Source organism: Pantoea sp. ICBG 1758 (assembly GCF_002928325.1).
GTDB lineage: Bacteria > Pseudomonadota > Gammaproteobacteria > Enterobacterales > Enterobacteriaceae > Pantoea > Pantoea eucrina.
Map to the genome: position 1 here is coordinate 55,977 of NZ_POWL01000002.1, position 23,522 is coordinate 79,498.

Consider the following 23,522-nt stretch of genomic DNA (forward strand, 5'->3'; position numbering starts at 1 on the left):
TAATGTCAAAAGATCCTTTTCAGGACAGAGAAGCTGAAAAATATGATAACCCGATCCCCAGCCGCGAATTTATTCTCGGGCTGCTGGAGCAGCGGGAAAAACCAGCCAGCCGCGAAGAGATTGCGGGGGCGTTAAACATCACCAGTGAAGATCAGCTGGAGGCGCTGCGCCGTCGTCTGCGCGCAATGGAGCGTGACGGTCAGCTGGTCTTTACCCGTCGTCAGTGCTATGCGCTGCCGGAACGCCTCGACCTGCTGCGCGGCAAAGTGATTGGCCATCGTGACGGCTACGGCTTTTTACGCGCTGAAGGGCAAAAAGATGACTTCTATCTTTCCGCCGAACAGATGAAATTCTGCCTGCATGGCGACGTGATCCTGGCGCAGCCAGGCGGTGCCGATCGTAAAGGTCGCCGTGAAGCGCGCGTGGTGCGGGTGCTTGAACCGCGCAACAGCCAGATTGTCGGCCGCTACTTTACCGATGCCGGCACGGGCTTCGTGGTGCCGGACGATAGCCGTCTGAGCTTTGATATTCTTATTCCGCAGGACGCAACGCTTGATGCCCGGATGGGCTCTGTTGTCGTGGTCGAGATTGTGCAGCGCGCCACGCGCCGCACCAAAGCTATCGGTAAAGTCACCGAAATCCTCGGCGACAATATGGGCACCGGTCTGGCAGTTGATATGGCGCTGCGTACGCATGAAATTCCGCACACCTGGCCGGAAGAGGTCGAAAGAGAGATTGCGAAGCTGAAAGAAGAGGTGCCGGAAGCGGCGAAGCAGGGACGTATCGATCTGCGTCAGCTGCCGCTGGTTACCATTGATGGCGAAGATGCCCGCGACTTCGATGATGCCGTCTACTGCGAGAAAAAGCGCGGTGGTGGCTGGCGCCTGTGGGTAGCGATCGCTGACGTAAGTTACTACGTGCGGCCGGGTACGGCGCTGGATGACGAAGCGCATCAGCGCGGAACATCAGTCTACTTCCCGTCGCAGGTCGTGCCGATGCTGCCTGAGATCCTCTCCAACGGCCTCTGCTCGCTGAATCCGCAGGTTGACCGCCTTTGCATGGTCTGTGAGATGACTATCTCTGCCAGCGGTAAACTGACCGGCTATAAGCATTATGAAGCGGTGATGAACTCACACGCGCGACTGACCTATAACAAAGTCTGGAATATCCTGCAGGGTAATCCCGAGCTGCGTGAGCAGTATGCGGCACAGGTAAAACATCTCGAAGAGCTGCACGCTATGTACGAGGTGCTGGAAACCGCACGCGAGCAGCGCGGTGGCATCTCATTTGAAACGGAAGAAGCGAAGTTTATCTTCAACGCTGAGCGCCGTATTGAGCGCGTTGAGCGCACGGTACGTAACGACGCGCATAAACTTATCGAAGAGTGCATGATCCTCGCTAACATTGCGTCTGCCCGCTTTGTGGAGAAACACCAGGAGCCGGCGCTGTTCCGCGATCACGATCGTCCGAGTGAAGACAGCATCACCAGTTTCCGCACCGTACTGAGCGAGCTGGGTCTGAGCCTGCCGGGCGGCGCAAAACCGCAGCCTGTGGACTACGCCGAACTGCTGGATCAGATCGCCGAGCGTCCGGATGCTGAGATGCTGCAGACCATGCTGCTGCGCTCCATGAAACAGGCGGTCTACGATCCGGAAAACCGCGGACACTTTGGTCTGGCGCTGGCTTCTTACGCCCACTTTACTTCGCCGATCCGCCGCTATCCGGATCTGCTGCTGCACCGGGCGATTAAATATCTGCTGGCAAAAGAGCAGGGCATGGAAAACGGTATCACTACGCCGAACGGCGGCTACCACTATGATATGCAGCAGATGCTGCAGCTGGGTCAGCACTGTTCGATGACCGAGCGCCGCGCTGATGAAGCGACGCGCGACGTTGCTGACTGGCTGAAGTGCGACTTCATGCAGGATCAGGTGGGCAATGTGTTTAACGGCGTGATCTCCAGCGTGACCGGCTTTGGCTTCTTTGTGCGGCTGAGCGATCTGTTCATCGATGGCCTGGTGCATGTCTCCACGCTGGATAACGACTACTATCGCTTTGATGCCGTCGGACAGCGTCTGATCGGCGAGTCGGGCGGCCGTACCTATCGTCTTGGCGATGCGGTGGAAGTGCGCGTGGATGCGGTGCACATGGATGAGCGTAAAATCGATTTTGCACTGATCTCCAGCAAGCGCGTGCCGCGTGGCGAAGGCAAAACCGCGCGGGAACGCGAGAAGCGCAGCGGCAAGCCTGCCACAAAGCGCCGTCGCGACGCGGGTAAAAAAGGCAACTTTGAACCGGATGCGGCTTTCCGTGGTGAAAAGAAACCGGCTGCTGCGCAGAAAAGTGAGAAAAAAGGCAATAAAGTCTCTGAGAAAACCCGTAAAATCGCCGCCGCCACTAAGGCTAAGCGGGCATCAAAAAAAAGCAGCGCGACCTGATGGTCACCGGATTGTCCTGACAGGCAATCCGGGTATGCTTTACGCGCTGTACCGGATGCGCCGCCGCGCGCATCCTGAACCCGGATCTCAGCGATCGCTGTTCTAACCCAATCTTGAGCAAAATAATGAGCGAAATAGTTTTTGGCATTCATGCCGTGCAGGCGCTGCTGGAGCGCGACCCCCAGCGTTTTCAGGAAGTTTTCATTCTCAAAGGGCGCGACGATCGCCGCCTGCAGCCGCTGATTGCCGCACTGGAAGCTCAGGGTATTGTGATCCAGCTGGCTAACCGCCAGTGGCTCGATGCACAGGTAGAGGGCGGCGTGCATCAGGGCATCGTGGCGCGTATCAAACCGGGTAAAAATTACCAGGAGGGCGATCTGCCCGATCTGCTGCAGTCGCTGGAGAAACCGTTTCTGCTGATCCTCGACGGCGTAACCGATCCACACAACCTGGGTGCCTGCCTGCGCAGTGCTGACGCGGCGGGTGTTCATGCGGTCATCGTGCCGAAAGATCGTGCTGCACCGCTTAACGCCACGGCAAAAAAAGTCGCCAGCGGCGCTGCGGAAAACGTTCCGCTCATTCGCGTCACTAACCTGGCGCGCACTATGCGACTGCTGCAGGAATACAACATCTGGATCGTTGGCACTGCCGGTGAGGCGGATCATACGGTTTATCAGAGCAAAATGACCGGTCCGCTGGCGCTGGTGATGGGGGCGGAGGGCGAAGGTATGCGCCGCCTGACGCGCGAACACTGCGATGAGCTGATCAGCATTCCGATGGCAGGCAGCGTCTCTTCGCTGAACGTCTCGGTGGCGACCGGCGTCTGCCTGTTTGAGGCCGTGCGCCAGCGCCAGGCGTGATCGGCACCGCAAAATATTAACAAGCGCTTTCCCCTCCTGTACGGCTCTCCTGAATAATTCAGACAGAGCAGGCTGCCAGACGGTTACTCTGCCTGGCAGCCTCGTCGCTATGATGCGTTATCATCAGGAGGCGCTATGTTTCATACCACTCACCACGTATTCAATCAGCCTCATCCTCTCTGCAACAGTAATCTGTTTACCCGCGACAGCGCTCTGTGCGATGCCGTGGTGCGCGAAGGCGCGGCCTGGGACCAGGCGTGGCTGGCGTCGGTTGGTCTGCAGCTTGGCAGCGCGGAATCGCTGGAGCTGGGACGGCTGGCCAATAGTGAACCGCCGGTACTGCAGCGCTATGACGCGCGCGGCGAGCGCATCGACGAGGTGCGGTTTCATCCCGCCTGGCATCTGCTGATGCAGGGCGTCTGTGCCAGCCGCTTACATAATCTCAGCTGGCAGCCTGATGCCCCGGCTCATGCCATGGTAGCGCGTGCGGCGCGCTTTATTCTGCATGCCCAGGCGGAAGCGGGTTCCCTCTGTCCGGTCACCATGACGCACGCCGCGCTTCCTCTGCTGCAGGCGCATCTGCCCGCAGCCTATGCTGACTGGCGCGCAGGCCTGCTGAGCGACCGCTACGATGCCCATCACCTGCCAGGCGGTCAGAAGCGCGGGCTGCTGATTGGCATGGGGATGACTGAAAAGCAGGGCGGTACTGACGTGCTGACTAACACCACGCGCGCTGAACCACTCGGTGTGCGTGCGCCGGGCGAGCCGTGGCGCATTACCGGTCATAAATGGTTTTTCTCTGTGCCGCAAAGCGATGCGCATCTGATCCTGGCCCATACCTCACGCGGCCTGAGCTGTTTTTTTCTGCCGCGACTGCTGCCTGACGGCACGCGCAATGCGCTGCGCATCGAGCAGCTCAAGGAGAAGCTGGGCAACCGCTCCAATGCCAGCGCTGAAGTGGAGTTTCAGGATGCCACTGGCTGGCTGATGGGCGAAGAGGGTGAAGGCGTGCGGCTGCTGTTACGCATGGGCGGCATGACGCGCTTCGACTGCGCGCTCGGCAGCCACGGCCTGATGCGCCGTGCGCTGTCGGTGGCGCTGCATCATGCGCAGCAGCGACAGGTCATGGGCAAACCGCTCAGCGAGCAGCCGCTGATGCGCCTCCAGCTGGCACGACAGGCGCTGCAGCTTGAAGCGCAGACTGCGCTGTTGCTGCGGCTCGCCCGGGCGTGGTCAGCGCCAGCCAGCGAGACGGAGCGGCTCTATGCCCGGCTCTTTACACCGGTAGCGAAGTTTGCCATCTGCCGGGCCGGTATGCCGTTTGTCGCGGAGAGCATGGAGGTGCTGGGCGGTATCGGCTACTGCGAACAGAGCGAACTGCCGCGGCTGTATCGCGAGATGCCGGTTAACAGCATCTGGGAGGGATCGGGCAATGTCATGTGTCTGGATATTCTGCGCGTACTGCAGCGCTATCCTGCATGCCATGCGCTGCTGCAGCAGGAGTTTGAGGCGGTGAGGGGCGCTAATCGTCATGTTGATCGCAGCTGGCGTCAGCTGCGTCTGCAGCTGCGTCATCCGCATGAAGCGCAGGCGCGTGACCTGGCGCAGGAGCTGTTCTGGCTGGCGAGTGCGGCGATACTGCTGAAAGTCGCAGAACCGCCGCTGGCCGATGCGTGGTGTGCGCTTGCGCTCGACGGGCGCGGCGCACGTGGCCCGGATGAGACGCTGGCCGCGCGTCTGCTACTGCGCGCCGGCGCTGCCTGAAGGCGCGCCGTAGAGGATCGCGGTGGCGTACCACAGGCCGGGAAAGGAGGTATCATCCAGCACTATAATCTGATAATAGACAGCCCCAGCCTGGCTGGCGCGTGCGGCAATCGCGCGCTGGACATCATCCGGTGAACCGCGCGTCGACGCGCTGATATTGCCCAGCTTCGGCAGTCCGGCGCTCTGCGCACGCGAAATCTCCTGGGGCTGTGAGGCGGGCGGCGGCGGCGCCTGCGGGGTCGACTGCAGCGTTGAACATCCACACAGCACCAGACTCAGCAGCAGTAACAGACGGGACATAACGACTCCGGAAGTGCAGGGAAGATAGCTAAAGTGTAAGCCATCTTCCCGCAATCATCAGCTGTTGAGCCTGAACAGGCTGACCAGCGCCGTAAGATGATGCCCTTTCTCGCTCAGATGCCGGGCGGTGCTCTCAGACTGCATAACCATATCGCTGCTCTGATGTGTCGCCTGACCAATATGGTTCATCGCCAGGTTAACCTGACCGATACCCGCCGCCTGCTCCTGTGCCGCGATATTGATCTCATCCATCAGCGTTTTGACCTGCTCAAAATGCGTCACAATGTGGCTCATATTATCGCGCGTCTGCTCAGAGAGCGCATGGCCCGCCGCAACCCGCTCAATGGATCGGGCGATCAGCGTATCGATCTCTTTTGCTGCGCTGGCGCTGCGTTGCGCCAGCGCCCGCACTTCGGCGGCGACCACGGCAAAGCCGCGCCCGTGTTCGCCGGCGCGCGCGGCTTCTACGGCCGCGTTCAGGGCCAGGATATTGGTCTGGAATGCTATTGACTCAATCACATGGGTAATATCGGCAATACTCTGCGACGCAACCCTGATCTCCGCCATGGTTTCCGCTGAGCGGGCGACAGTGGCCCCACCCTGACTGACGGTACCGGCAGCTTCGCTCATCAGTGCCATCGCCTGACGTACGTTAGCCGCGGTCTGCGCCACCGTGGCGCCAAACTGCTCCATGCTGGCGGAAGTCTCTTCCACGCTGCTCGCCTGACGGCTAATCTGCTCGCTGATGGTCGCGCTGCCAGCCGCAATCGTATCGGTGCCGTCACTGATCTCCTGAGCGGCGCCCCGCACCTGGCGCACCACTTTTTCCAGCCCGTCGCCAATGCCGTTGATGGCAGCCACCAACTGGCCCACCTCATCGCGTCGCGCTGAGTTAAGATGCGCCTGCAGGTTACCCGCCGCATACTCTTCGGCCAGATGGATCACCTGCTGCAACGGGCGTGTAAGGGCATGACGACAGTAAAAAACAAAGCCGGCAGCAAACAGCAGCACCAGCGCCAGGCCGATAGCCATAAACAGGTTGCGACTCTGCGTAACCGGCGCCAGCAACGCGGCACGGCTGACCTCACCGGCAATAACCCAGTCCCAGCCCGGCAGCTGCTGCCACGCCAGCAGCCGGGTTTCACCGGCGTCCTCAAAGCTGAGCAGCCCGGCGGGCTGTGTAAGCAGCCGCTGCTGTACCGCCTGACTCCAGCGCGGCTGCTGCCCCTCAGCGTGGCGGTCAAACAGGTAGGTGCCCTGTTTACTGCCCGGCGTACCATTCAGCACAAAGAAACTGCCGCTGTCACCAAGATGGCGCGCCAGCACTTTGTCGCGTATCAGCGCATACTGTGTATCGATTTTTACGCCGACAAATAAAATCGCAATGACGCTGCCGCTTTCATCACGTACCGGCTCATACTGGGTGATATAGCGATGCCCGAACAGCGTAGCCAGCCCGCGCCATGTGGTGCCTTGCTGTACGCTGCGCCAGGCGGCGCTGCTGCGATCCAGGCGGGTGCCAATGGCGCGGCTGCCATCCTCTTTTTTCAGTGACGTCGCGATACGCACGTAGTCATCACCGTCGCGGACAAAGATGGTCGTCACCGCGCCGGTACGCTCAAAAAAGTCATCCACGGCAAGCTGATCGAGATTAAGCGTTTTCAGACCGGCACGCAGCACCGGCGTGCTCAGTTCACCTGTCTGAACGCGGGTGCTCTCGTCACGGCTGAAACGTTTAGGTAAAAAGCTCTGGAATAATCTGGTGTAGTTTGCCACCTCTTCGGAGAGCGTAGCGTTAAACAGCGTGGCCATTTCACTGATGCCCTGTACCTGATTGGTCATATCGTCGGTTGCCAGCTGCTCCAGCTGACGGGCGGCGTTATGGCTCAGGGTAAATGTCAGGACAAACAGTACGACGGCGACGCTGAAAGACGTCAATACAGACAGCCTGACGCCAAGGCTCAGGGCGCTGAGAGAAAGACGCTTCATAAAATACCTGTTATTTAGAATGGGGGAGAACGATCAACGGCAAAAACCGGCAAAGGTTTAGGGTGAAAAAGCAGCGACGTTAATCTGCTAACGCGCCGGCAGAGAACAGGTACACTCGGTATCAGATGCACGCTATTCAGGAGCGCTACCGTGATTGAACTGACAACAGAGACTCTGGCAGGAATCGAGTGTATTCATGCCGCACCCGCCGGTCAGCGGCAGACTCCGCTGCCCGCCATTCTCTTTTACCATGGCTTTACCTCATCAAAAGAGGTTTACAGCTACTTTGCTGTGGCGCTGGCGCAGGCAGGATTTCGCGTCATCATGCCCGATGCAGAGATGCACGGGGCGCGTTATCAGGGCGACAGCGCACTGCGTATGACGCGTTTCTGGGAGATTTTGCGCCAGAATATTGATGAGCTGCCGCAGCTGGAGAGCGCGCTGCGTGACAACCGCTGGATCGCCGGCGAACGTTTTGCGGTGGCGGGGGCCTCAATGGGCGGGATGACGGCGCTGGGAGCCATGGCGCGCTACCCGCACATTCGGAGTGTTGGCTGTCTGATGGGATCGGGCTATTTCCGGCAGCTCAGCGAGCAGCTCTTCCCGCCGCTGGTACCGAAAACCGCTGAGCAGCAGCAGCTGCTTGCCGCGCGCCTGGCGCCGCTGAGCGCTTACGATCCCGCCACAAATCTGGCCCGGCTTGCCAGCCGGCCGCTGCTGCTCTGGCATGGCGAAGCGGATGAGGTGGTGCCCTTCGCTGAGACGCAGCGCCTTGCAGAGGCGCTGTGCGCCACACAGCAGGATGGTCAGCTTACGTTCCTGTCTGAGCCGCAGATCGGGCATAAAATCACGCCCGCCGCGCTCACCGCGCTGGTGGCGTTTTTTACGCGTTCTCTCTGAGCAGCCGCCAGCGGGGACTTCAGCGCTGCCCGGACAGTCGATCGGCGGGGCGCTGCGCAGCGGTAAACGGGTTATCAGCCGGCGCATCCAGCCGGTTAACATAGATATAGCCTGAAGCCGCTTTACTGCTGCTTCTCATCTGCTGCGCAGAGTCAGTAACGCTGGCAATGGCGGGGGAAGAGAGAAAGAGACTCAGTAAAGTGGCGACAATGACAGCTTTCATAATCGACTCCTCACCTGTGATACTTCATCAATCGCGCGCCCGGTGCATTGTTCAGGGCGCTTTTATAGAGTTTAGTTTTTAACCAGCGCAGCGCCAGAGCGGCTTTTTGAACGCGTACTTCAATGTTTTTGAAAAAACGCGCGTAACAGGCTGAAGTTGCACGCTTAGCACAAAAAGGCGCGCTGTCTGGCACGCCTGTGCAAAACAGGCGAAATGTGCGCTTGTGTTTAGCCCCTGAGGCCAGTATGATTACGCGTCAATTTTTCAGCTGCATTCAGAGGTGTGTGTCATTTAACGATGATATGCAACCTATAACGTTCCTTGCTTCCATGGGCCGCAGCTGACCCTGACAGGAGGCTGAATAATCCGTAAGGAGCTATCGATGCGTCATTACGAAATCGTATTTATGGTCCATCCTGACCAGAGCGAACAGGTTCCGGGCATGATCGAGCGTTACACTGGTGCTATCACTGGTGCACAGGGCACGATCCACCGTCTGGAAGACTGGGGCCGCCGTCAGCTGGCTTACCCGATCAACAAACTGCACAAAGCTCACTATGTTCTGCTGAACGTAGAAGCGCCGCAGGAAGTGATCGACGAGCTGGAAACTAACTTCCGCTTCAACGACGCCGTTATCCGCAGCATGGTTATGCGCGTTAAGCACGCGGTAACTGAAGCTTCTCCGATGGTTAAAGCGAAAGACGAGCGTCGTGAGCGCCGCGAAGATTTCGCTAACGAATCGGCAGAAGAGTCAGATGCTGGGGATTCTGAAGAGTAATTCCCGATGACGGCAAATCAGCTGCGTCTGTCTGGCACTGTGTGCAGGACGCCAGTTCGAAACGTCAGTCCGTCAGGGATCCCACACTGCCAGTTCATGCTTGAGCATCGTTCTGTGCAGGAGGAGGCCGGGTTTCACCGGCAAGCCTGGTGTCAGATGCCGGTGATTATCAGCGGCAGCGCCCATCAGGCGATTACTCAACATATAACGGTCGGCACGCAACTCACGCTCACAGGTTTTATTAGCTGCCATCAGGCACGCAATGGCCAGAGCAAACTTGTGTTACATGCCGAGCAGATTGAATTGATAGATTCTGGAGACTAGCCAAATGGCACGTTATTTCCGTCGTCGCAAGTTCTGCCGTTTCACCGCGGAAGGCGTTCAAGAGATCGATTATAAAGATATCGCAACGCTGAAAAACTACATCACTGAAAGCGGCAAGATTGTTCCAAGCCGTATCACCGGTACTCGTGCTAAATACCAGCGTCAGCTGGCTCGTGCTATCAAGCGCGCGCGTTACCTGTCTCTGCTGCCGTACACTGATCGTCATCAGTAATCGGCAACTGTCCATTAACGACTTTAAGAGGATAAGGTAATGCAAGTTATTCTGCTTGATAAAGTAGCAAACCTGGGCAGCCTGGGTGACCAGGTTAACGTTAAAGCGGGCTACGCTCGTAACTTCCTGGTACCACAGGGCAAAGCTGTTCCTGCTACCAAGAAAAACGTTGAGTTCTTTGAAACTCGTCGTGCTGAACTGGAAGCCAAACTGGCTGACGTTCTGGCAGCTGCCAACGCACGTGCTGAGAAAATCAGCGGCCTGGGCACCGTTACCATCGCGTCTAAAGCAGGCGACGAAGGTAAACTGTTCGGTTCTATCGGTACCCGCGACATCGCTGATGCAGTTTCTGCAGCAGGTGTTGAGGTGTCTAAGAGCGAAGTTCGCCTGCCGAACGGCGTTCTGCGCACCACCGGTGAGCATGAAGTTGACTTCCAGGTTCATAGCGAAGTTTTCGCTAAACTGGTTGTGAATGTAGTTGCTGCATAATTTTATGCAGTAATGCGAAAACGCCGGCCCTGTGCCGGCGTTTTTGTTTCCGGCGCTTACTGAGCGCGGATAAAGGTGCCGTCGGGCTGACGGGTAAACAGCACCGGACCGTTACTGCCGTCAACGGTAAGACCGGTCACCACGCCATCGCCATTCTGCCGAATCTTCACCTGCTGACCGCTCTGCAGCGAGCTCAGCGGCGAGCCTTCTCCCTCTACGCGCGCCATCGCAAACACATCATTAACCGGCAGATTATTGTCCCGGAACAGCTGCGCCAGCGTCTGGCCCGAGGCTACGCTGTAGCTGCGCCAGGTGCCCTGCGCATCAATAGCCGGCTGGCCGTTTTGCGGCGCAGAAGCGCTATCCTGATTACCAGAAAGCTCCGCCTGCATTGGTACCTCTTTCGGCTGACTCTCAACCGAACGTTCAACCGGATATTTGCCGTTGCTGGTCGGCCAGAGAAACGCCAGCAGCACGATTATCAGGGCAATAACGATGCCGCGGCGATGAAGCGGCGGCAGGGGATCCATCCAGCGTACATCATCCAGCAGGTGCCAGACGCGCTGCAGGGCAGCAGGCATGCGGGACGGGGTATCTGTGGCCATAGGTGAATCCTCCTCGCCAGCGGTTTTATGCATTCTGGCTGGCAGCCAGCGTTGCAGCCAGGGTAACAGCGTTCGCGTGGTGCGCGTCCGGCGACGTCGCGGGGCAATCTGGCCCATGTTATCTCTCTTGTTTTACAGTATGGGCAATGACAGCAGGAAGTGCCCGCCAGCATTGAAAAATTTGACCTGCGTATTGTTTCTGTTTCGTCGCCAAATGTCATCACGCACCGCGTGAGATTTTACGCCAGCCGCGTGCGCTGCTATGCTGCCGGTTCAATTTTATCCGGGATTAAGGAATCAAGATGACGACCCCTTCATTTGACAGCGTCGAATCACAAGCAAGTTACGGTATCGGTTTACAGGTTGGTCAGCAGCTGCAGGAGTCTGGACTGCAGGGTCTGCAGCCTGAAGCACTGCTGGCAGGTCTGCGCGACGCGCTGGAAGGGAACTCACCGGCGGTTCCGGTTGATGTGGTACACCGTGCGCTGCGCGAAGTACACGAGCGTGCAGAAGGCGTGCGCCGCGAGCGCACCGAAGCGATGGCCGCACAGGGTCAGCAGTTCCTGGAGCAGAATGCCCAGCGTGAAGGCGTAAGCACGACGGAGACAGGTCTGCAGTTTAGCGTGATCAAACAGGGCGATGGTCCGATTCCGTCACGTCAGGATCGCGTACGCGTGCACTACACCGGTAAGCTTATCGACGGCAGCGTGTTCGACAGCTCCGTTGCCCGCGGTGAGCCAGCAGAGTTTCCGGTTACCGGCGTTATCGCTGGCTGGATCGAAGCATTAACGCTGATGCCGGTTGGCTCAAAATGGGAGCTGACTATTCCGCACAACCTCGCCTACGGTGAGCGTGGTGCCGGCGCCTCAATCCCGCCATTCAGCACCCTGATTTTTGAAGTTGAGCTGCTGGAAATCCTGTAATAGCTTCGCCGCCAGGGGCGTATAAATGCGCCCCCTACGGGTTGGCCGATGTAGGGGCGCCATTAATGGCGCCCCTGTTGCGTGTGGGGATCGAATGTAGGGGCGCCATTAATGGCGCCCTGGTTGCGTACGGGGATTGAAACCTGGGGCGCATAAATGCGCCCCCTACAGGCGGGTCGGTGTAGGGGCGCCATTAATGGCGCCCTGGTGACGGGCGGGCGGGGTCAGGGGTGCTGCAGGTTGACCTGCCAGATAGCAAAGCCCGTCTCGTCTGTGCTTACTGGCTTCATCGGATAGTCGGCATACTGGTTTATAAACTGCGTTGCTTTACTACCCGGTGCCGTTTCAAAGCGAATATCCAGCGGCGTCTGGCTCTTTATGGGCGCTAAACGCCAGTTATGATCTGCCTGCGGCTGCACGGCGCCCTGTTGCTTACTCTGGCTGCTGATATAGGCTGCCACCACGGCGCGATTCTCATCCGGCGAGGCAAAGGCGACAAACCGGTCGCCGGTGCCGGCAAACTTACCGCCCCAGGCGCGATAATTATTGGTTGCCACAAGAAAGGTTGCTGCGGGATCAACCGGCTTGCCCTGCCACGTGAGCTCACGGATACGCGAGGCGTTTTGATTGATCAGGGCACATTCGCTGTCGTAGCGGGCGGGCTGCGTCACATCAATCTGATAATTCACGCCATCTATTACGTCAAAATTGTAAGTGCGAAAATCCCAGTTAATCAGCGACTGCGGCTTGCTGCTGTGTGGGTCAATCTGATTAAACTGCCCGGCTGAGCACTCCAGCCACTCCTTAACCTGAGCGCCGCTCACTTTCATCACAACCAGCGTATTCGGATAGAGGTAAAGATCGGCGGCGTTACGAAACGTCAGCTCTCCTTTCTCAACCTCCACATAGCTTGCGGGATCGTTTTTGCGGCCGCCCACCTTAAACGGAGCTGCTGCCGACAGCACCGGCAGGCGTCCCAGATCGGGATCGCCCTGAATAAAGCGTTCGGTATAGGCACGCTGCGCGTTATTCACAATCTGCACGGTGGGATCGTCCTGCACCAGCGCCAGATAGCTGTACATCACATCTGCTGCTTTGCCGATCGGTTTGGCGACAAACTCGCGCGTGGCGCGATGATCGTCTGCCAGTACCGCAACCAGTGCGGGATCCTCTGCCGCCAGCGATCGCTTCGCCGCTGCGTCATAAATCGGACGCGCAGCGGCAGTACCCTGCGTCACCTGCCACGATCCCCGATCGTTGCTCAGCACCAGATCGACCACGCCAAGATGATCGCCCCACATCCCCGGCATCACGGCGGGTATGCCGTTCAGCGTCCCCTGAGCAATATCAGCGCCTTTGATCGCAGCAAACTCTTTTGAGGGGAATACCGCATGCGCATGACCGAACATGATTGCGTTAATGCCCGGCACCTGGCTCAGATACCACACCGAGTTTTCCGCCATCGCATGATACGGCTCGCTGCTCAGGCCGGAGTGGGGAATGGCAACAATAATGTCAGCACCTTTAGCGCGCATTTCCGGCACATAGCGTTTGGCGGTTGCGGTAATGTCATCAACCCGCACTTTACCCTGCAGATTATTGCGATCCCATACCATAATCTGCGGAGGCACAAAGCCGATATAGCCAATCTTAAGCGTGTGCTGAGCGCCGCTGCGATCGGTTACCAGGGTCTCTTTAATCAGATAGGGCGTAAACAGCGGCTTACCGCTGGCTTCATCAATGATATTGGCATTCACATAGGGAAAGCGTGCACCTGCCAGCGCGCGCTGCAGATAAGGAAGGCCGTAGTTGAACTCGTGGTTACCCAGATTACCGACCGTATAATCCAGCGTGTTCAGCGCCTTATAAACCGGATGCACTTCGCCTGGCTGCAGCCCCTTTGCCGCCATATAATCGCCAAGCGGGCTGCCCTGAATGATATCGCCATTATCGACCAGCACGCTGTTTTTGCGCCCGGCGCGCGCCTGCTGAATCAGCGTGGCGGTACGCACCAGACCGAACTTCTCCGTGGATTTATCTTTGTAATAATCAAAATCCATCATATTGCTGTGCAGATCGGTGGTTTCCAGAATACGCAGATCCACAGTCGCAGCCTGAGCGGTAGCGGCTGCCAGACACAGCGCCAGTAACGACATGTTCACTCTGAACACGGCTCTCTCCTTGTTTACCAAATAGGCCTCTCAAAATAATGTAAAACCATGACAAATTATCAGTTCAATTTGTGATAGATATCGGGGTTTTGCTTTTTTTCCGCGACCGCAGGCGATTCAGCAATGCGCCATAGTTACCCTTTGCAATCTATGGTATTGATAATACGATCTATTATTGAATACGATGCCGGCAACAGACAGGCGGGGCTTTACCTGCCAGACTCTGAAGAGCAGCAGTCCGGGTCGGAAAGCGCATTTCTGCGAAAATGAGGTGAAGCATGTTAGATAAAATTTGCCAGCTGGCGCGCGACGCAGGCGATGCAATTATGCAGGTCTATGACGGCGCACAGCCGATGGACGTGACCCGTAAAGCGGATGATTCACCCGTTACCGCGGCGGATCTGGCCGCCCATGATGTGATCATACAGGGCTTAAAAGCGATCGCGCCCGATCTGCCGGTCCTGTCTGAAGAGGATCCGCCAGCCTGGGCGATCCGCCAGCAGTGGCAGCGCTACTGGCTGGTCGATCCGCTGGATGGCACCAAAGAGTTTATCAAGCGTAACGGCGAATTTACCGTCAACATTGCCCTGATCGATCAGGGTAAGCCGGTGATGGGCGTCGTTTATGCGCCGGCGCTGGGCGTGCTCTATTCAGCGGCAGAGGGTAAAGCGTGGAAAGAGGAGGCGGGGCAGACTACCCGCATTCACGTGCTGGATGCGCGGCCACCGCTGGTCGTCGTCAGCCGCTCGCACGCTGACAACGATCCGGAGCTGAAGGAGTACCTGACGCAGCTGGGCGAACACCAGACCACGGCTATCGGTTCATCGCTGAAGTTCTGCCTGGTGGCCGAAGGTAAAGCGCAGCTCTATCCGCGCTTCGGGCCTACCAATATCTGGGATACCGGTGCAGGCCATGCGGTTGCGCTGGCGGCGGGGGCCCATGTGCATGACTGGCAGGGGCGTACGCTTGACTATACGCCGCGCGAATCCTTCCTGAATCCCGGTTTCCGCGTTTCTCTGTTTTAATGCATCGGGAGGCGTACGCCTCCCGTTATTTACGGCTGCAGCAGAGAGTGAAGCAGCGTCATCACCTCTTTAACTTCATCCTGCGTCAGCGCTCCCTCTTTCGCAAAACGGATATGTGCCGTTTTATCCAGCACCACTACGGTCGACTCCCCTTTTCCCAGCTGCCAGGCTTTTCGCGCGCTGCCGTTGCTGTCGATAATGAACTGCGACCAGGGGAACTGCGCTTTGTTACTTTCAATGCTATTGCGCACAAACATGCCGGTTCCCGGAATGGCGTCATCGGTATCGACCAGCGTGGTGGTCTGATAGCGATCGTGCGGTAGCTGGGCTGCTTTGATCGCCTCAATCAGCGCCGCGTTTTGCTCTTTAGCTGAGATGCGTCCGGCGAGATGCAGGATCACCCGTACTTTGCCGCTAAGCTGAGCGCTGTTCCACGGCTGATAGCTGAACTTATCCTGCTGATACATCAGCTCGCCCCGATCGGCAACACCCACCGGCGGCACGCGTTCGCCGGTTTTAAAAGCGTGTGCTGCTGCCAGGCCAGGCAATAGCAGGGCGATCGCAAGCAGGGGAAGGGCCAGACGCATAGAGTGCTCCTTAGTGATCAGACCAGTTGGTCATATTTTTGTCATGGTAAGCGCGGATGATGCGCCTGTCGCGAAAACATGGCAGCTTTGCAACCTGCGCCACAAATCTGTAACCAACAAAGGTTTATACTGGATTTTGTGAGCTGAATGACAGAGTTGTCTGTAATGATGTGTCAATTCAGTAAAAAATTCATGTTTCCGGAACCCGGATCAAAAATCCTGTTCTATATTTAGGCCTCATTTGCGCTTCATGAGTTCGTACCCATTTGGCAACGGCGAAGCGTATTACATCTGTTCAGGAGTTAAACAGCATGAAGATCTTCCAGCGATATAATCCGCTGCAAATTGCGAAATATGTGAAAACGCTATTTAAAGGAAGGTTGTATATCAAGGATGTTGGCGCGTTTGAGTTTGATAAAGGCAAAGTGATTTTGCCGCGCGTTAAAGATAAACAGCACCTCAGCGTAATGTCAGAAATCAATCGTCAGGTGCTGCGACTGCAGGCTGAGTATAACTAAGCGTTAAAATCAGGCAGTAAAAAGGGCGCCGCTGGCGCCCTTGATGTTTCTGCTGTTTCTGTTTTAGCGCTGTGGCTTCACGGCCATGCGCTTATCGATCAGGAGAGCGATGGATTTTCATCATCACTGGTTTTCACGCTGAGCGCCGGCGGGCGTTCATCAATACGCGTCACCAGCAGCTGATCGATACGGTAACTATCGATATCCACCACCTCAAACTTATAGCCGGAGAACTTCACGAAGTCGGTGCGTTTCGGGATTTTGCGCAGCATATACATCATAAAGCCGCCGATGGTCTCATAGTTGCCGGACTGCGGAAACTCATCGATATCCAGCACGCGCATAACATCATCAATCGGGGTGCCCCCTTCAACCAGCCAGGAGTTTTCGTCGCGCGCGACAATCTGTTCTTCCAGCCCCTGACCCACCAGGTCGCCCATCAGCGTGGTCATTACGTCATTCAGCGTGATGATACCTACCACCAGCGCATACTCATTCATGATCACGGCAAAGTCTTCGCCGGCGGTTTTAAAACTCTCCAGCGCTTCCGACAGCGTCAGCGTATCCGGCACAATCAGCGCCGAGCGGATCTGGACGCCGCTGTTAAGCGCCATGCTCTGATTACCCAGTACGCGCAGCAGCAGCTCTTTAGAGTCAACGTAGCCGACGATATGATCGATATCGCCGTCGCACACCAGGAACTTTGAGTGCGGGTGCTGGGCGATTTTGGTTTTCAGGCTCAGCTCATCTTCACGCAGATCGAACCAGACGATGTTCTCGCGCGAGGTCATGGAAGAGGGAACGGTGCGCGACTCCAGCTCAAACACATTCTCAATCAGCTCATGCTCCTGCTTGCGCAGCACGCCGGCCAGCGCACCCGCCTCTACCACCGCATAGATATCGTCAGAGGTAATATCATCTTTGCGTACCATCGGCAGCTTAAAGAGACGGAAAAAGACGTTGGCGAGGCCGTTGAACAGCCAGACCAGGGGCCGCATGACCAGCAGGCAAAAGCGCATCGGATTGATGATACGCAGCGCGACGGCTTCCGGGGCGATCATGCCGACGCGCTTGGGCGTCAGGTCAGCAAACAGAATGAACAGGCTGGTTACGATGGTAAAGGAGCAGATAAAGCTGAGCTTTTCCGCCAGCTCAGGCTCCACAAAGCGGTTGAACAGGCTGCTGAAAGCGGGGGAGAACGCTGCGTCACCAACGATACCGCCCAGAATCGCGACCGCGTTCAGGCCGATCTGCACCACGGTAAAAAACATGCCAGGCTGTTCCTGCATCTTCAGCACGCGCTGCGCGTTGATATTGCCTTCATCAGCCAGCAGTTTAAGTTTGATCTTGCGGGCGGCCGCCAGCGAGATCTCCGAAAGAGAAAAAAAGGAACTGATGACAATCAGTAAAAGTATGACAAGCAGGCTATCTAGCATAAAAGATCCGTTGAGTTAATCACTTGTCATTTTTGGCCTGGGCAGCGCGAAGAGGGGTACGTCCGGTACACACCAGTCTGACAGGGCTATCCGTGCCAAAAATGTCTGCGCCAGTTCGACAATAGAAAGTAACGTCGGGGCAGAATTGAATGCAGGCAGGGCCTGCTGGTCGGTGATTATAGCAGCAGCGCCTGTCATGCCGCCAGAGGCACGATCGGTGACACCAGATTTATCCGACAGCAGCGCAGCGGCGCACAGAAGCACGGCATCCCGGTTGTATCACCGCGATCAATTACCGACAATAGCGATCAATTTGGCTTAGTCGTGGGTTTAACGTAGCCGCTTGCCCTAAAAGATGGCTATGCTGATGGGTAAATGGGGGAAGTGAAACCCTGCCTGACTGATTAACGCCCCTGCGGAAGGGGGGCAGGCATTGATAACAGGAGTACGCGTGCCGCGATTTCATGCTTATTGTTTGGCCAGCCTGCTGCTTGCTGCGCCTGCCGTTGAGGCAGCGAAAGTGCGACTGCAGGTAGAAGGTCTTACCGGGGATTTAGAAAAAAATGTCAGGGCGCGCCTGTCCACTATTGGCAGCGATGAAGTCTCCAGTGACGGGCGCTTTCAGGCGCGCGTCTCAAATGCCATTAAAGAGGGACTGCGCGCGCTCGGCTACTATGAACCGCAGATTGACTTTGAATCGCGTCCACCCCCGCCACAGGGTGGTCGTCCGGTTCTGATTGCCCATGTGACAGCCGGCGAACCGGTAAAAATCGGCGGCAGCACCATTGTGATCGAGGGTGAAGCGAAAGAGGATCCGGACTACCGGGCGTGGGTAAAGCAGGGCAGACCAAAAGTGGGCTCGCAGCTGAACCACGGCACCTACGATAAATTCAAAAGCGGTTTCTCTAACCTGGCGCTGCGTAACGGCTATTTTGACGGTGATTTCAAAAAGAGCCAGCTCGGCGTCTCCGCAGAGCGGCGGCTGGCTTTCTGGGATATCGATTACGACAGCGGCCCGCGCTACCGCTTTGGCGACGTCAGCTTTGAAGGCTCGCAGATAGATGAAGCTTACCTCCATAATCTGGTGCCGTTTAAGAAAGGCGATCCCTACAGTTCACGCGAGCTGGCTGAGCTGAATCGCCGCCTTTCCGCCACCGGCTGGTTTAACTCTGTCGTGGTGGCCCCGGAGTTTGATAAAGGGCGTAAAACCAAAGTGCTGCCGCTCAGCGCTGCACTTTCGCCGCGCGTGGAAAATACCATCGAAACCGGCGTAGGCTACTCCACTGACGTCGGCCCGCGCCTGAAAGGCACCTGGCGAAAACCCTGGGTTAACGATCGTGGCCACAGTCTTGCGGTCAGCGCCTATGTCTCCGCGCCGGAGCAGCAGCTCGATCTCAGCTACAAAGTGCCGCTGCTGAAAAGCCCGCTGGAGCAGTACTACACCTTTTCCGGCGGCCTGAAGCGTACCGATCTCAACGATACGAAATCGGATACCACAACGCTGGCGATGTCGCGTAACTGGGACAGCAGCTCCGGCTGGCAGAAAGCGGTTAACCTGCGCTGGAGTCTCGATCACTTTACCCAGGGTAACGTAACCAATACCACCATGCTGCTCTATCCGGGCCTGAGCCTGAACCGCACGCGGTCGCGCGGCGGGCTGATGCCCACGTGGGGCGATTCACAGCGCTATTCGGTCGACGTTTCTGATACCACCTGGGGTTCCGATGTCGACTTCCTGATCCTGCAGGCGCAGAACGTCTGGATCCGTACGCTGGCGGATAAACATCGCTTTGTGGCACGCGGTAACCTGGGCTGGATTGAAACCAATAATTTTGAAAAAGTGCCGCCCGACCTGCGTTTCTTTGCCGGCGGGGATCGCAGCATCCGCGGCTATAAATATAAAAATATCTCGCCGCGCGACGAAGAGGGCAAGCTGACCGGTGCCTCGAAACTGGCAACCGGATCGCTGGAGTATCAGTACAACGTCTCCGGCAAGTGGTGGGGCGCAGTATTTATCGACTCCGGGGAAGCGGTTAATGATATTAAGCAGAGCAACTTCAAGACGGGTGCAGGCGTAGGCGTGCGCTGGTCTTCGCCGGTCGGGCCCATTAAGTTTGATATCGCCCGGCCCGTTGGCGATGACAAGGAGCATGGATTGCAATTTTATGTCGGACTGGGGCCGGAACTATGAAGCTGTGGAAAAAGGTCCTGATTGGCCTGATTATTTTTCTGGTCGTTCTGCTGGGCAGCGTGGCGCTGCTGGTTGGCACGACGCCGGGTCTGCATCTGCTGCTGAAAGGGGCTGACCGCTGGGTGCCCGGTCTCTCAATCGGCAAGGTTGACGGCGGCTGGCGCAATCTGACGCTGAATAATGTGAAATATGAGATGCCGGGCGTCAGCGTGGATGCCGGGCGCTTTCATCTCGCGCTGGATCTCAACTGCCTGCTGCACTCCTCGGTCTGCGTCAACGCACTCGCGCTGCAGGATGTCAGTGTGGTGGTCGACAGCAAAAAAATGACGCCGGCCAGCGAGCCGCCGCCACCGGAGGAGTCGGGCAGTACTAATCTCAGCACGCCTTACCCGATCGCGCTGCGGAATGTCGCGCTGCACAATATCAACGTTAAAGTTGATGATACGGCGATTTCACTGCTCGATTTCAGCACCGGTCTGCAGTGGCAGGCTCGGGCGCTGACGCTCTATCCTACCCGTATCCAGAGCCTGCTGATTGCGCTGCCAAAAGCGGCTCAGGTGGCGAATGAAGAGATTGTTCAGCCGAAAGTTCAGCAGCCGCAGCCGGACGAAAAACCGCTGGGCGAAACGCTGCAGGCGCTGTTTGCCAAACCGCTGCTGCCGGAGCTGCCTGACTTCCGTCTGCCGCTGGATATCACCGTCCAGTCGCTGCTCGGCGAGCAGCTGCGCATTACCGGGGATACGGATCTCACTCTCTCGCGCCTGCTGGTAAAAGCCAAAACGGCAGATACGCATCTGCAGCTGGAGACGTTTGATATCGATTCACCCCAGGGCCAGGTGAGCGCCCGCGGTGACGCGCAGCTGGCGGGCAACTGGCCGGTTAACTTCACGCTGAACGGCGCGCTGAATATCGATCCGGTAAAAGGCGAAAAAGTGAAGCTGACGCTGGGCGGTGAAATGCGCGACGAGCTGCAGCTGGGGCTGAACCTCTCCGGACCGGTGCGCGCGCAGCTTGCGGCGACGGCACAGCCTGCCGTCGCTGAACTGCCGCTGTCGCTGACGCTGACCAGCCCGCAGCTGCGCTGGCCGCTGACCGGACCGGTGCAGTACCAGGCAGATAATTTCGACTATCAGTTCAAAGGCAAAGCCACCGACTATGTGATGTCGCTGCGTACGGCGGTAAAAGGCGAGGCGATCCCACCGGCAACGATTACGCTCGATGGCAACGGCAACGAGCAGCAGTTTACGCTGGATAAACTGCGCGTCGCCGCGCTGCAGGGCAACATCGATCTCTCGGCGCTGGTGGACTGGCGCAAAGCGATTAGCTGGCGCAGCGAGCTGACACTGGCCGGTATCAATACGGCGAAGCAGTATCCTGACTGGCCTGCGAAGCTGGATGGCAAAATCACCACGCGCGGCAGCCTTTACGGCGGCAGCTGGCAGCTGCGCGTACCGCAGCTGGAGCTTAACGGTAACGTGAAGCAGAATGCCGTACGCGCGCAAGGCTCCCTGAGCGGTAACAGCTACAACCAGTGGAAAATCCCGGGCCTGAATGTGGCGCTGGGACGTAACTATCTGGATGTAAAAGGCGAACTGGGCGATACGCTGAATCTGGATGCGATTGTGGATGCACCGCGTCTCGACAATGCGCTGCCGGGCCTTGGCGGCGTCGTTAAAGGTGCTATCAACGCGCGCGGCACGCTGCAGGCGCCGCAGCTGCTGGCCGATCTTACCGCTACCGGCCTGCGCTGGCAGCAGCTGCTGATCCGCCGCGCCACGCTGCAGAGCGACATCAAGTCGGGTGAGCAGGTGGCCGGCAAGCTGCAGCTGCGCGTGGAACAGCTGCAGCAGGAGGCGCTGAAAATCAACCTGCTGACGCTGAATGCCGACGGCAGCGAGAAGCAGCATCAGCTGAAACTCAATGTTCAGGGTGAGCCGGTTTCAGGTCAGCTGGCGCTGAACGGCAGCTTTGATCGTCAGGCTGGCCGCTGGCAGGGGTCGCTGAATAATACCCGCTTTGATACCCCGGTCGGTGAGTGGCGCCTGACGCGCGCCATGGCGATTGACTATCTCAACAGCAAGCAGAGCGCAACCATTGGTCCGCACTGCTGGCAGAACCCCAATGCGCAGCTCTGTGTACCGGAACCGATTGAGGCGGGCGCGAGCGGCCGGGCGCACGTTGTGCTGAATCGCTTTGATCTGGCGATGGTGAAGCCGTTTCTGACCGATGCCACCCGGCTTAGCGGTCTGTTCAGCGGGGATGTGCGCGTTAACTGGAGCGCGGACGGCGCGCTGCCAACCGGCACCGTGGCGCTGAAAGGCAGTGGCGTAAAAGTCGTGCAGGATGTGCAGGGTAATGCGCTGCCGATAGCGTTCGATACGCTGAACCTCAACGCGGCACTGCGTGACGGACGCGCGCAGCTCGACTGGCTGATCCGTATTGCTAACAATGGCCAGCTTAACGGCAACGTGCAGATCAACGATCCGCAGAACCGGCGACAGCTCTCCGGCAACATCGGCATCAGCAACATCTCCCTGGCAATGCTGAATCCGGCGCTGTCGCAGGGCGAGAAAGTGCAGGGCAGGCTCAACAGCAATCTGCGGCTGGGCGGGACGCTGCAGCGTCCGCAGGTGTTTGGCCAGCTCGGCCTGAGCGATGTCAACGCCCAGGCAAGCTTTATGCCGGTGACGCTGACGTCGGCTAACCTGAACATGGTATTCAACGGCATGAGCTCTACGCTGAATGGTCTGATTCAGACGCAGCAGGGCAGCCTGAATCTGGGCGGAAATGCTGACTGGAGCCAGCTCGATAACTGGCGTGCGCGTGTCACGGCGCAGGGCAGCCGCATTCGCGTTACCGTGCCGCCGATGGTGCGCATGGATGTCTCGCCGGATCTGGTTTTTGAGGCGACGCCTGCCGCGTTCAGCCTGGACGGTAAAGTGGATGTGCCGTGGGCGCGTATCACCGTACAGGAGGTGCCGGCGAGCGCTACCGGCGTCTCATCGGATGAAGTGATGCTGGATGAGAACCTCAAACCTATAGCGCCAAAAACGGCTGCCATCCCGATTAACAGTAATCTGGTGATCCACGTCGGCAATGATGTGCGCCTCTCCGCGTTTGGCCTGAAAGCGCGCCTCAGCGGCGACCTGAAGCTGGTACAGGATAAAACCGGACTCGGCCTTAACGGGCAGATCAATATTCCGTCAGGCCGTTTCCACGCCTATGGGCAGGATCTGATCGTCCGCAAAGGTGAGCTGCAGTTTGCCGGCCCGCCGGATCAGCCGTATGTTAATCTGGAAGCGATCCGCAACCCGGATGCCACTGAAGATGATGTCACGGCGGGTCTGCGCGTGACCGGTCTGGCGGATGAGCCGAAAGTGGAAGTATTCTCCGATCCGGCCATGTCGCAGCAGGAAGCGCTCTCTTACCTGTTACGCGGTCAGGGACTGAACAGCGACGGTGACAGTAATGCATTAACCTCCGCGCTGGTGGGGCTGGGGGTTGCACAAAGTGGGCAGGTTGTGGGTAAAATCGGTGAGACGTTTGGCGTCAGTAATCTTGCGCTTGATACCACAGGCGTAGGTGACAGCCAGCAGGTTCAGGTCAGCGGCTATGTGCTGCCGGGGCTGCAGGTGAAATATGGCGTAGGTATCTTTGACTCACTGGCGACGCTGACTCTGCGTTATCGCCTGATGCCAAAACTCTATTTGGAAGCTGTGTCTGGTCTCGATCAGGCGCTGGATTTGCTCTATCAGTTTGAGTTCTAGCA

General features: G+C 57.8%; 20 protein-coding genes. 13 read left to right on the forward strand and 7 right to left on the reverse strand.

Going from position 1 to position 23,522, the window contains the following annotated elements:
• The first annotated feature begins 2 nt into the window (after positions 1-2).
• The 3 genes from rnr to C1Y41_RS09935 all read left to right on the forward strand — a co-directional run bounded on the left by rnr (position 3) and on the right by C1Y41_RS09935 (position 5,062).
• Positions 3-2,438: a ribonuclease R gene (gene rnr / locus C1Y41_RS09925; protein ID WP_039380621.1), complete on the forward strand. Its 2,436-nt coding sequence runs from the start codon at positions 3-5 to the stop codon at positions 2,436-2,438.
• 125 nt (positions 2,439-2,563) lie between these two features.
• Complete coding sequence (rlmB, locus tag C1Y41_RS09930) at positions 2,564-3,298, forward strand: 23S rRNA (guanosine(2251)-2'-O)-methyltransferase RlmB (protein WP_039380618.1); 735 nt, start codon at positions 2,564-2,566, stop codon at positions 3,296-3,298.
• A 135-nt stretch (positions 3,299-3,433) separates the two neighbouring features.
• Positions 3,434-5,062, forward strand: a complete 1,629-nt coding sequence (locus C1Y41_RS09935) for an isovaleryl-CoA dehydrogenase (RefSeq protein WP_039380614.1) — start codon at positions 3,434-3,436, stop codon at positions 5,060-5,062.
• Here the strand turns inward: C1Y41_RS09935 and bsmA are convergent.
• Together bsmA and C1Y41_RS09945 are read right to left on the reverse strand one after the other, a co-directional pair.
• Positions 5,039-5,362 carry a biofilm peroxide resistance protein BsmA gene (bsmA, locus tag C1Y41_RS09940; RefSeq protein WP_104085382.1) on the reverse strand — a complete coding sequence of 108 codons (324 nt, stop codon included), beginning with the start codon at positions 5,360-5,362 and terminating at the stop codon, positions 5,039-5,041. The two genes, C1Y41_RS09935 and bsmA, sit on opposite strands and share 24 nt — an antisense overlap.
• 57 nt (positions 5,363-5,419) lie before the next feature.
• Positions 5,420-7,351: a methyl-accepting chemotaxis protein gene (locus tag C1Y41_RS09945; protein ID WP_071669177.1), complete on the reverse strand. Its 1,932-nt coding sequence runs from the start codon at positions 7,349-7,351 to the stop codon at positions 5,420-5,422.
• A gap of 150 nt (positions 7,352-7,501) precedes the next feature.
• Here C1Y41_RS09945 and yjfP point away from each other — a divergent pair, with 150 nt between their 5' ends.
• Positions 7,502-8,251, forward strand: a complete 750-nt coding sequence (yjfP, locus tag C1Y41_RS09950; protein ID WP_104085383.1) for an esterase — start codon at positions 7,502-7,504, stop codon at positions 8,249-8,251.
• A gap of 19 nt (positions 8,252-8,270) precedes the next feature.
• On the opposite strand, the gene C1Y41_RS09955 is transcribed toward yjfP, so the two are convergent.
• A complete protein-coding gene (locus C1Y41_RS09955; RefSeq protein WP_039380605.1) occupies positions 8,271-8,474 on the reverse strand; it encodes a hypothetical protein in 204 nt (67 codons plus the stop codon).
• A 382-nt stretch (positions 8,475-8,856) separates the two neighbouring features.
• Between C1Y41_RS09955 and rpsF the strand changes: the two genes are divergently transcribed.
• Genes rpsF through rplI form a run of 4 tightly spaced genes read left to right on the forward strand, consistent with a single transcriptional unit; the run spans position 8,857 to position 10,297 of the window.
• Entirely contained in the window at positions 8,857-9,252 is a 396-nt protein-coding gene (gene rpsF / locus C1Y41_RS09960; protein ID WP_039380603.1) for a 30S ribosomal protein S6, read from the forward strand.
• 6 nt (positions 9,253-9,258) lie between these two features.
• On the forward strand, positions 9,259-9,576 hold the full coding sequence (gene priB / locus C1Y41_RS09965) for a primosomal replication protein N (RefSeq protein WP_071669179.1): 318 nt from the start codon (positions 9,259-9,261) through the stop codon (positions 9,574-9,576).
• A gap of 4 nt (positions 9,577-9,580) precedes the next feature.
• Positions 9,581-9,808: a 30S ribosomal protein S18 gene (gene rpsR, locus C1Y41_RS09970; RefSeq protein ID WP_000135199.1), complete on the forward strand. Its 228-nt coding sequence runs from the start codon at positions 9,581-9,583 to the stop codon at positions 9,806-9,808.
• Between the two features lie 39 nt (positions 9,809-9,847).
• Complete coding sequence (gene rplI, locus C1Y41_RS09975; protein ID WP_065648101.1) at positions 9,848-10,297, forward strand: 50S ribosomal protein L9; 450 nt, start codon at positions 9,848-9,850, stop codon at positions 10,295-10,297.
• A 56-nt stretch (positions 10,298-10,353) separates the two neighbouring features.
• Here rplI and C1Y41_RS09980 read toward each other — a convergent pair whose 3' ends face one another.
• Complete coding sequence (locus C1Y41_RS09980; RefSeq protein WP_158249868.1) at positions 10,354-11,019, reverse strand: OapA family protein; 666 nt, start codon at positions 11,017-11,019, stop codon at positions 10,354-10,356.
• A 185-nt stretch (positions 11,020-11,204) separates the two neighbouring features.
• Between C1Y41_RS09980 and fklB the strand changes: the two genes are divergently transcribed.
• Positions 11,205-11,825, forward strand: coding sequence for an FKBP-type peptidyl-prolyl cis-trans isomerase (fklB, locus tag C1Y41_RS09985; RefSeq protein ID WP_104085384.1), 621 nt, complete (start codon positions 11,205-11,207; stop codon positions 11,823-11,825).
• A gap of 224 nt (positions 11,826-12,049) precedes the next feature.
• Here fklB and C1Y41_RS09990 read toward each other — a convergent pair whose 3' ends face one another.
• A complete protein-coding gene (locus C1Y41_RS09990; RefSeq protein ID WP_369826799.1) occupies positions 12,050-13,981 on the reverse strand; it encodes a bifunctional 2',3'-cyclic-nucleotide 2'-phosphodiesterase/3'-nucleotidase in 1,932 nt (643 codons plus the stop codon).
• A 293-nt stretch (positions 13,982-14,274) separates the two neighbouring features.
• On the opposite strand from C1Y41_RS09990, the gene cysQ reads away from it, so the two are divergent.
• Complete coding sequence (gene cysQ / locus C1Y41_RS09995; RefSeq protein ID WP_094111030.1) at positions 14,275-15,021, forward strand: 3'(2'),5'-bisphosphate nucleotidase CysQ; 747 nt, start codon at positions 14,275-14,277, stop codon at positions 15,019-15,021.
• A gap of 29 nt (positions 15,022-15,050) precedes the next feature.
• Here cysQ and C1Y41_RS10000 read toward each other — a convergent pair whose 3' ends face one another.
• On the reverse strand, positions 15,051-15,608 hold the full coding sequence (locus C1Y41_RS10000) for a YtfJ family protein (RefSeq protein ID WP_039380588.1): 558 nt from the start codon (positions 15,606-15,608) through the stop codon (positions 15,051-15,053).
• 311 nt (positions 15,609-15,919) lie between these two features.
• Between C1Y41_RS10000 and C1Y41_RS10005 the strand changes: the two genes are divergently transcribed.
• Positions 15,920-16,126 carry a DUF1107 domain-containing protein gene (locus C1Y41_RS10005; RefSeq protein WP_039380586.1) on the forward strand — a complete coding sequence of 69 codons (207 nt, stop codon included), beginning with the start codon at positions 15,920-15,922 and terminating at the stop codon, positions 16,124-16,126.
• Positions 16,127-16,224: 98 nt separating this feature from the next.
• Here C1Y41_RS10005 and C1Y41_RS10010 read toward each other — a convergent pair whose 3' ends face one another.
• Complete coding sequence (locus C1Y41_RS10010; protein ID WP_039380584.1) at positions 16,225-17,562, reverse strand: hemolysin family protein; 1,338 nt, start codon at positions 17,560-17,562, stop codon at positions 16,225-16,227.
• 451 nt (positions 17,563-18,013) lie between these two features.
• Between C1Y41_RS10010 and C1Y41_RS10015 the strand changes: the two genes are divergently transcribed.
• Positions 18,014-19,753: an autotransporter assembly complex family protein gene (locus tag C1Y41_RS10015; RefSeq protein ID WP_104085386.1), complete on the forward strand. Its 1,740-nt coding sequence runs from the start codon at positions 18,014-18,016 to the stop codon at positions 19,751-19,753.
• The gene (locus C1Y41_RS10020) at positions 19,750-23,520 is read left to right on the forward strand and encodes a translocation/assembly module TamB domain-containing protein (RefSeq protein ID WP_104085387.1); all 3,771 of its coding nucleotides are present in this window, start codon (positions 19,750-19,752) and stop codon (positions 23,518-23,520) included. The genes C1Y41_RS10015 and C1Y41_RS10020 overlap by 4 nt, the downstream gene beginning before the upstream one ends.
• Positions 23,521-23,522 lie beyond the last annotated feature (2 nt).

What these genes read in the sequence shown, in the direction of transcription:
- rnr (WP_039380621.1), top strand. Translation starts at nt 3, where the DNA reads ATGTCAAAAGATCCTTTTCAGGACAGAGAAGCTGAAAAATATGATAAC.
- rlmB (WP_039380618.1), top strand. Translation starts at nt 2,564, where the DNA reads ATGAGCGAAATAGTTTTTGGCATTCATGCCGTGCAGGCGCTGCTGGAG.
- C1Y41_RS09935 (WP_039380614.1), top strand. Translation starts at nt 3,434, where the DNA reads ATGTTTCATACCACTCACCACGTATTCAATCAGCCTCATCCTCTCTGC.
- bsmA (WP_104085382.1), bottom strand. Translation starts at nt 5,362, where the DNA reads ATGTCCCGTCTGTTACTGCTGCTGAGTCTGGTGCTGTGTGGATGTTCA.
- C1Y41_RS09945 (WP_071669177.1), bottom strand. Translation starts at nt 7,351, where the DNA reads ATGAAGCGTCTTTCTCTCAGCGCCCTGAGCCTTGGCGTCAGGCTGTCT.
- C1Y41_RS09955 (WP_039380605.1), bottom strand. Translation starts at nt 8,474, where the DNA reads ATGAAAGCTGTCATTGTCGCCACTTTACTGAGTCTCTTTCTCTCTTCC.
- rpsF (WP_039380603.1), top strand. Translation starts at nt 8,857, where the DNA reads ATGCGTCATTACGAAATCGTATTTATGGTCCATCCTGACCAGAGCGAA.
- priB (WP_071669179.1), top strand. Translation starts at nt 9,259, where the DNA reads ATGACGGCAAATCAGCTGCGTCTGTCTGGCACTGTGTGCAGGACGCCA.
- rpsR (WP_000135199.1), top strand. Translation starts at nt 9,581, where the DNA reads ATGGCACGTTATTTCCGTCGTCGCAAGTTCTGCCGTTTCACCGCGGAA.
- rplI (WP_065648101.1), top strand. Translation starts at nt 9,848, where the DNA reads ATGCAAGTTATTCTGCTTGATAAAGTAGCAAACCTGGGCAGCCTGGGT.
- C1Y41_RS09980 (WP_158249868.1), bottom strand. Translation starts at nt 11,019, where the DNA reads ATGGGCCAGATTGCCCCGCGACGTCGCCGGACGCGCACCACGCGAACG.
- fklB (WP_104085384.1), top strand. Translation starts at nt 11,205, where the DNA reads ATGACGACCCCTTCATTTGACAGCGTCGAATCACAAGCAAGTTACGGT.
- C1Y41_RS09990 (WP_369826799.1), bottom strand. Translation starts at nt 13,981, where the DNA reads ATGTCGTTACTGGCGCTGTGTCTGGCAGCCGCTACCGCTCAGGCTGCG.
- cysQ (WP_094111030.1), top strand. Translation starts at nt 14,275, where the DNA reads ATGTTAGATAAAATTTGCCAGCTGGCGCGCGACGCAGGCGATGCAATT.
- C1Y41_RS10000 (WP_039380588.1), bottom strand. Translation starts at nt 15,608, where the DNA reads ATGCGTCTGGCCCTTCCCCTGCTTGCGATCGCCCTGCTATTGCCTGGC.
- C1Y41_RS10005 (WP_039380586.1), top strand. Translation starts at nt 15,920, where the DNA reads ATGAAGATCTTCCAGCGATATAATCCGCTGCAAATTGCGAAATATGTG.
- C1Y41_RS10010 (WP_039380584.1), bottom strand. Translation starts at nt 17,562, where the DNA reads ATGCTAGATAGCCTGCTTGTCATACTTTTACTGATTGTCATCAGTTCC.
- C1Y41_RS10020 (WP_104085387.1), top strand. Translation starts at nt 19,750, where the DNA reads ATGAAGCTGTGGAAAAAGGTCCTGATTGGCCTGATTATTTTTCTGGTC.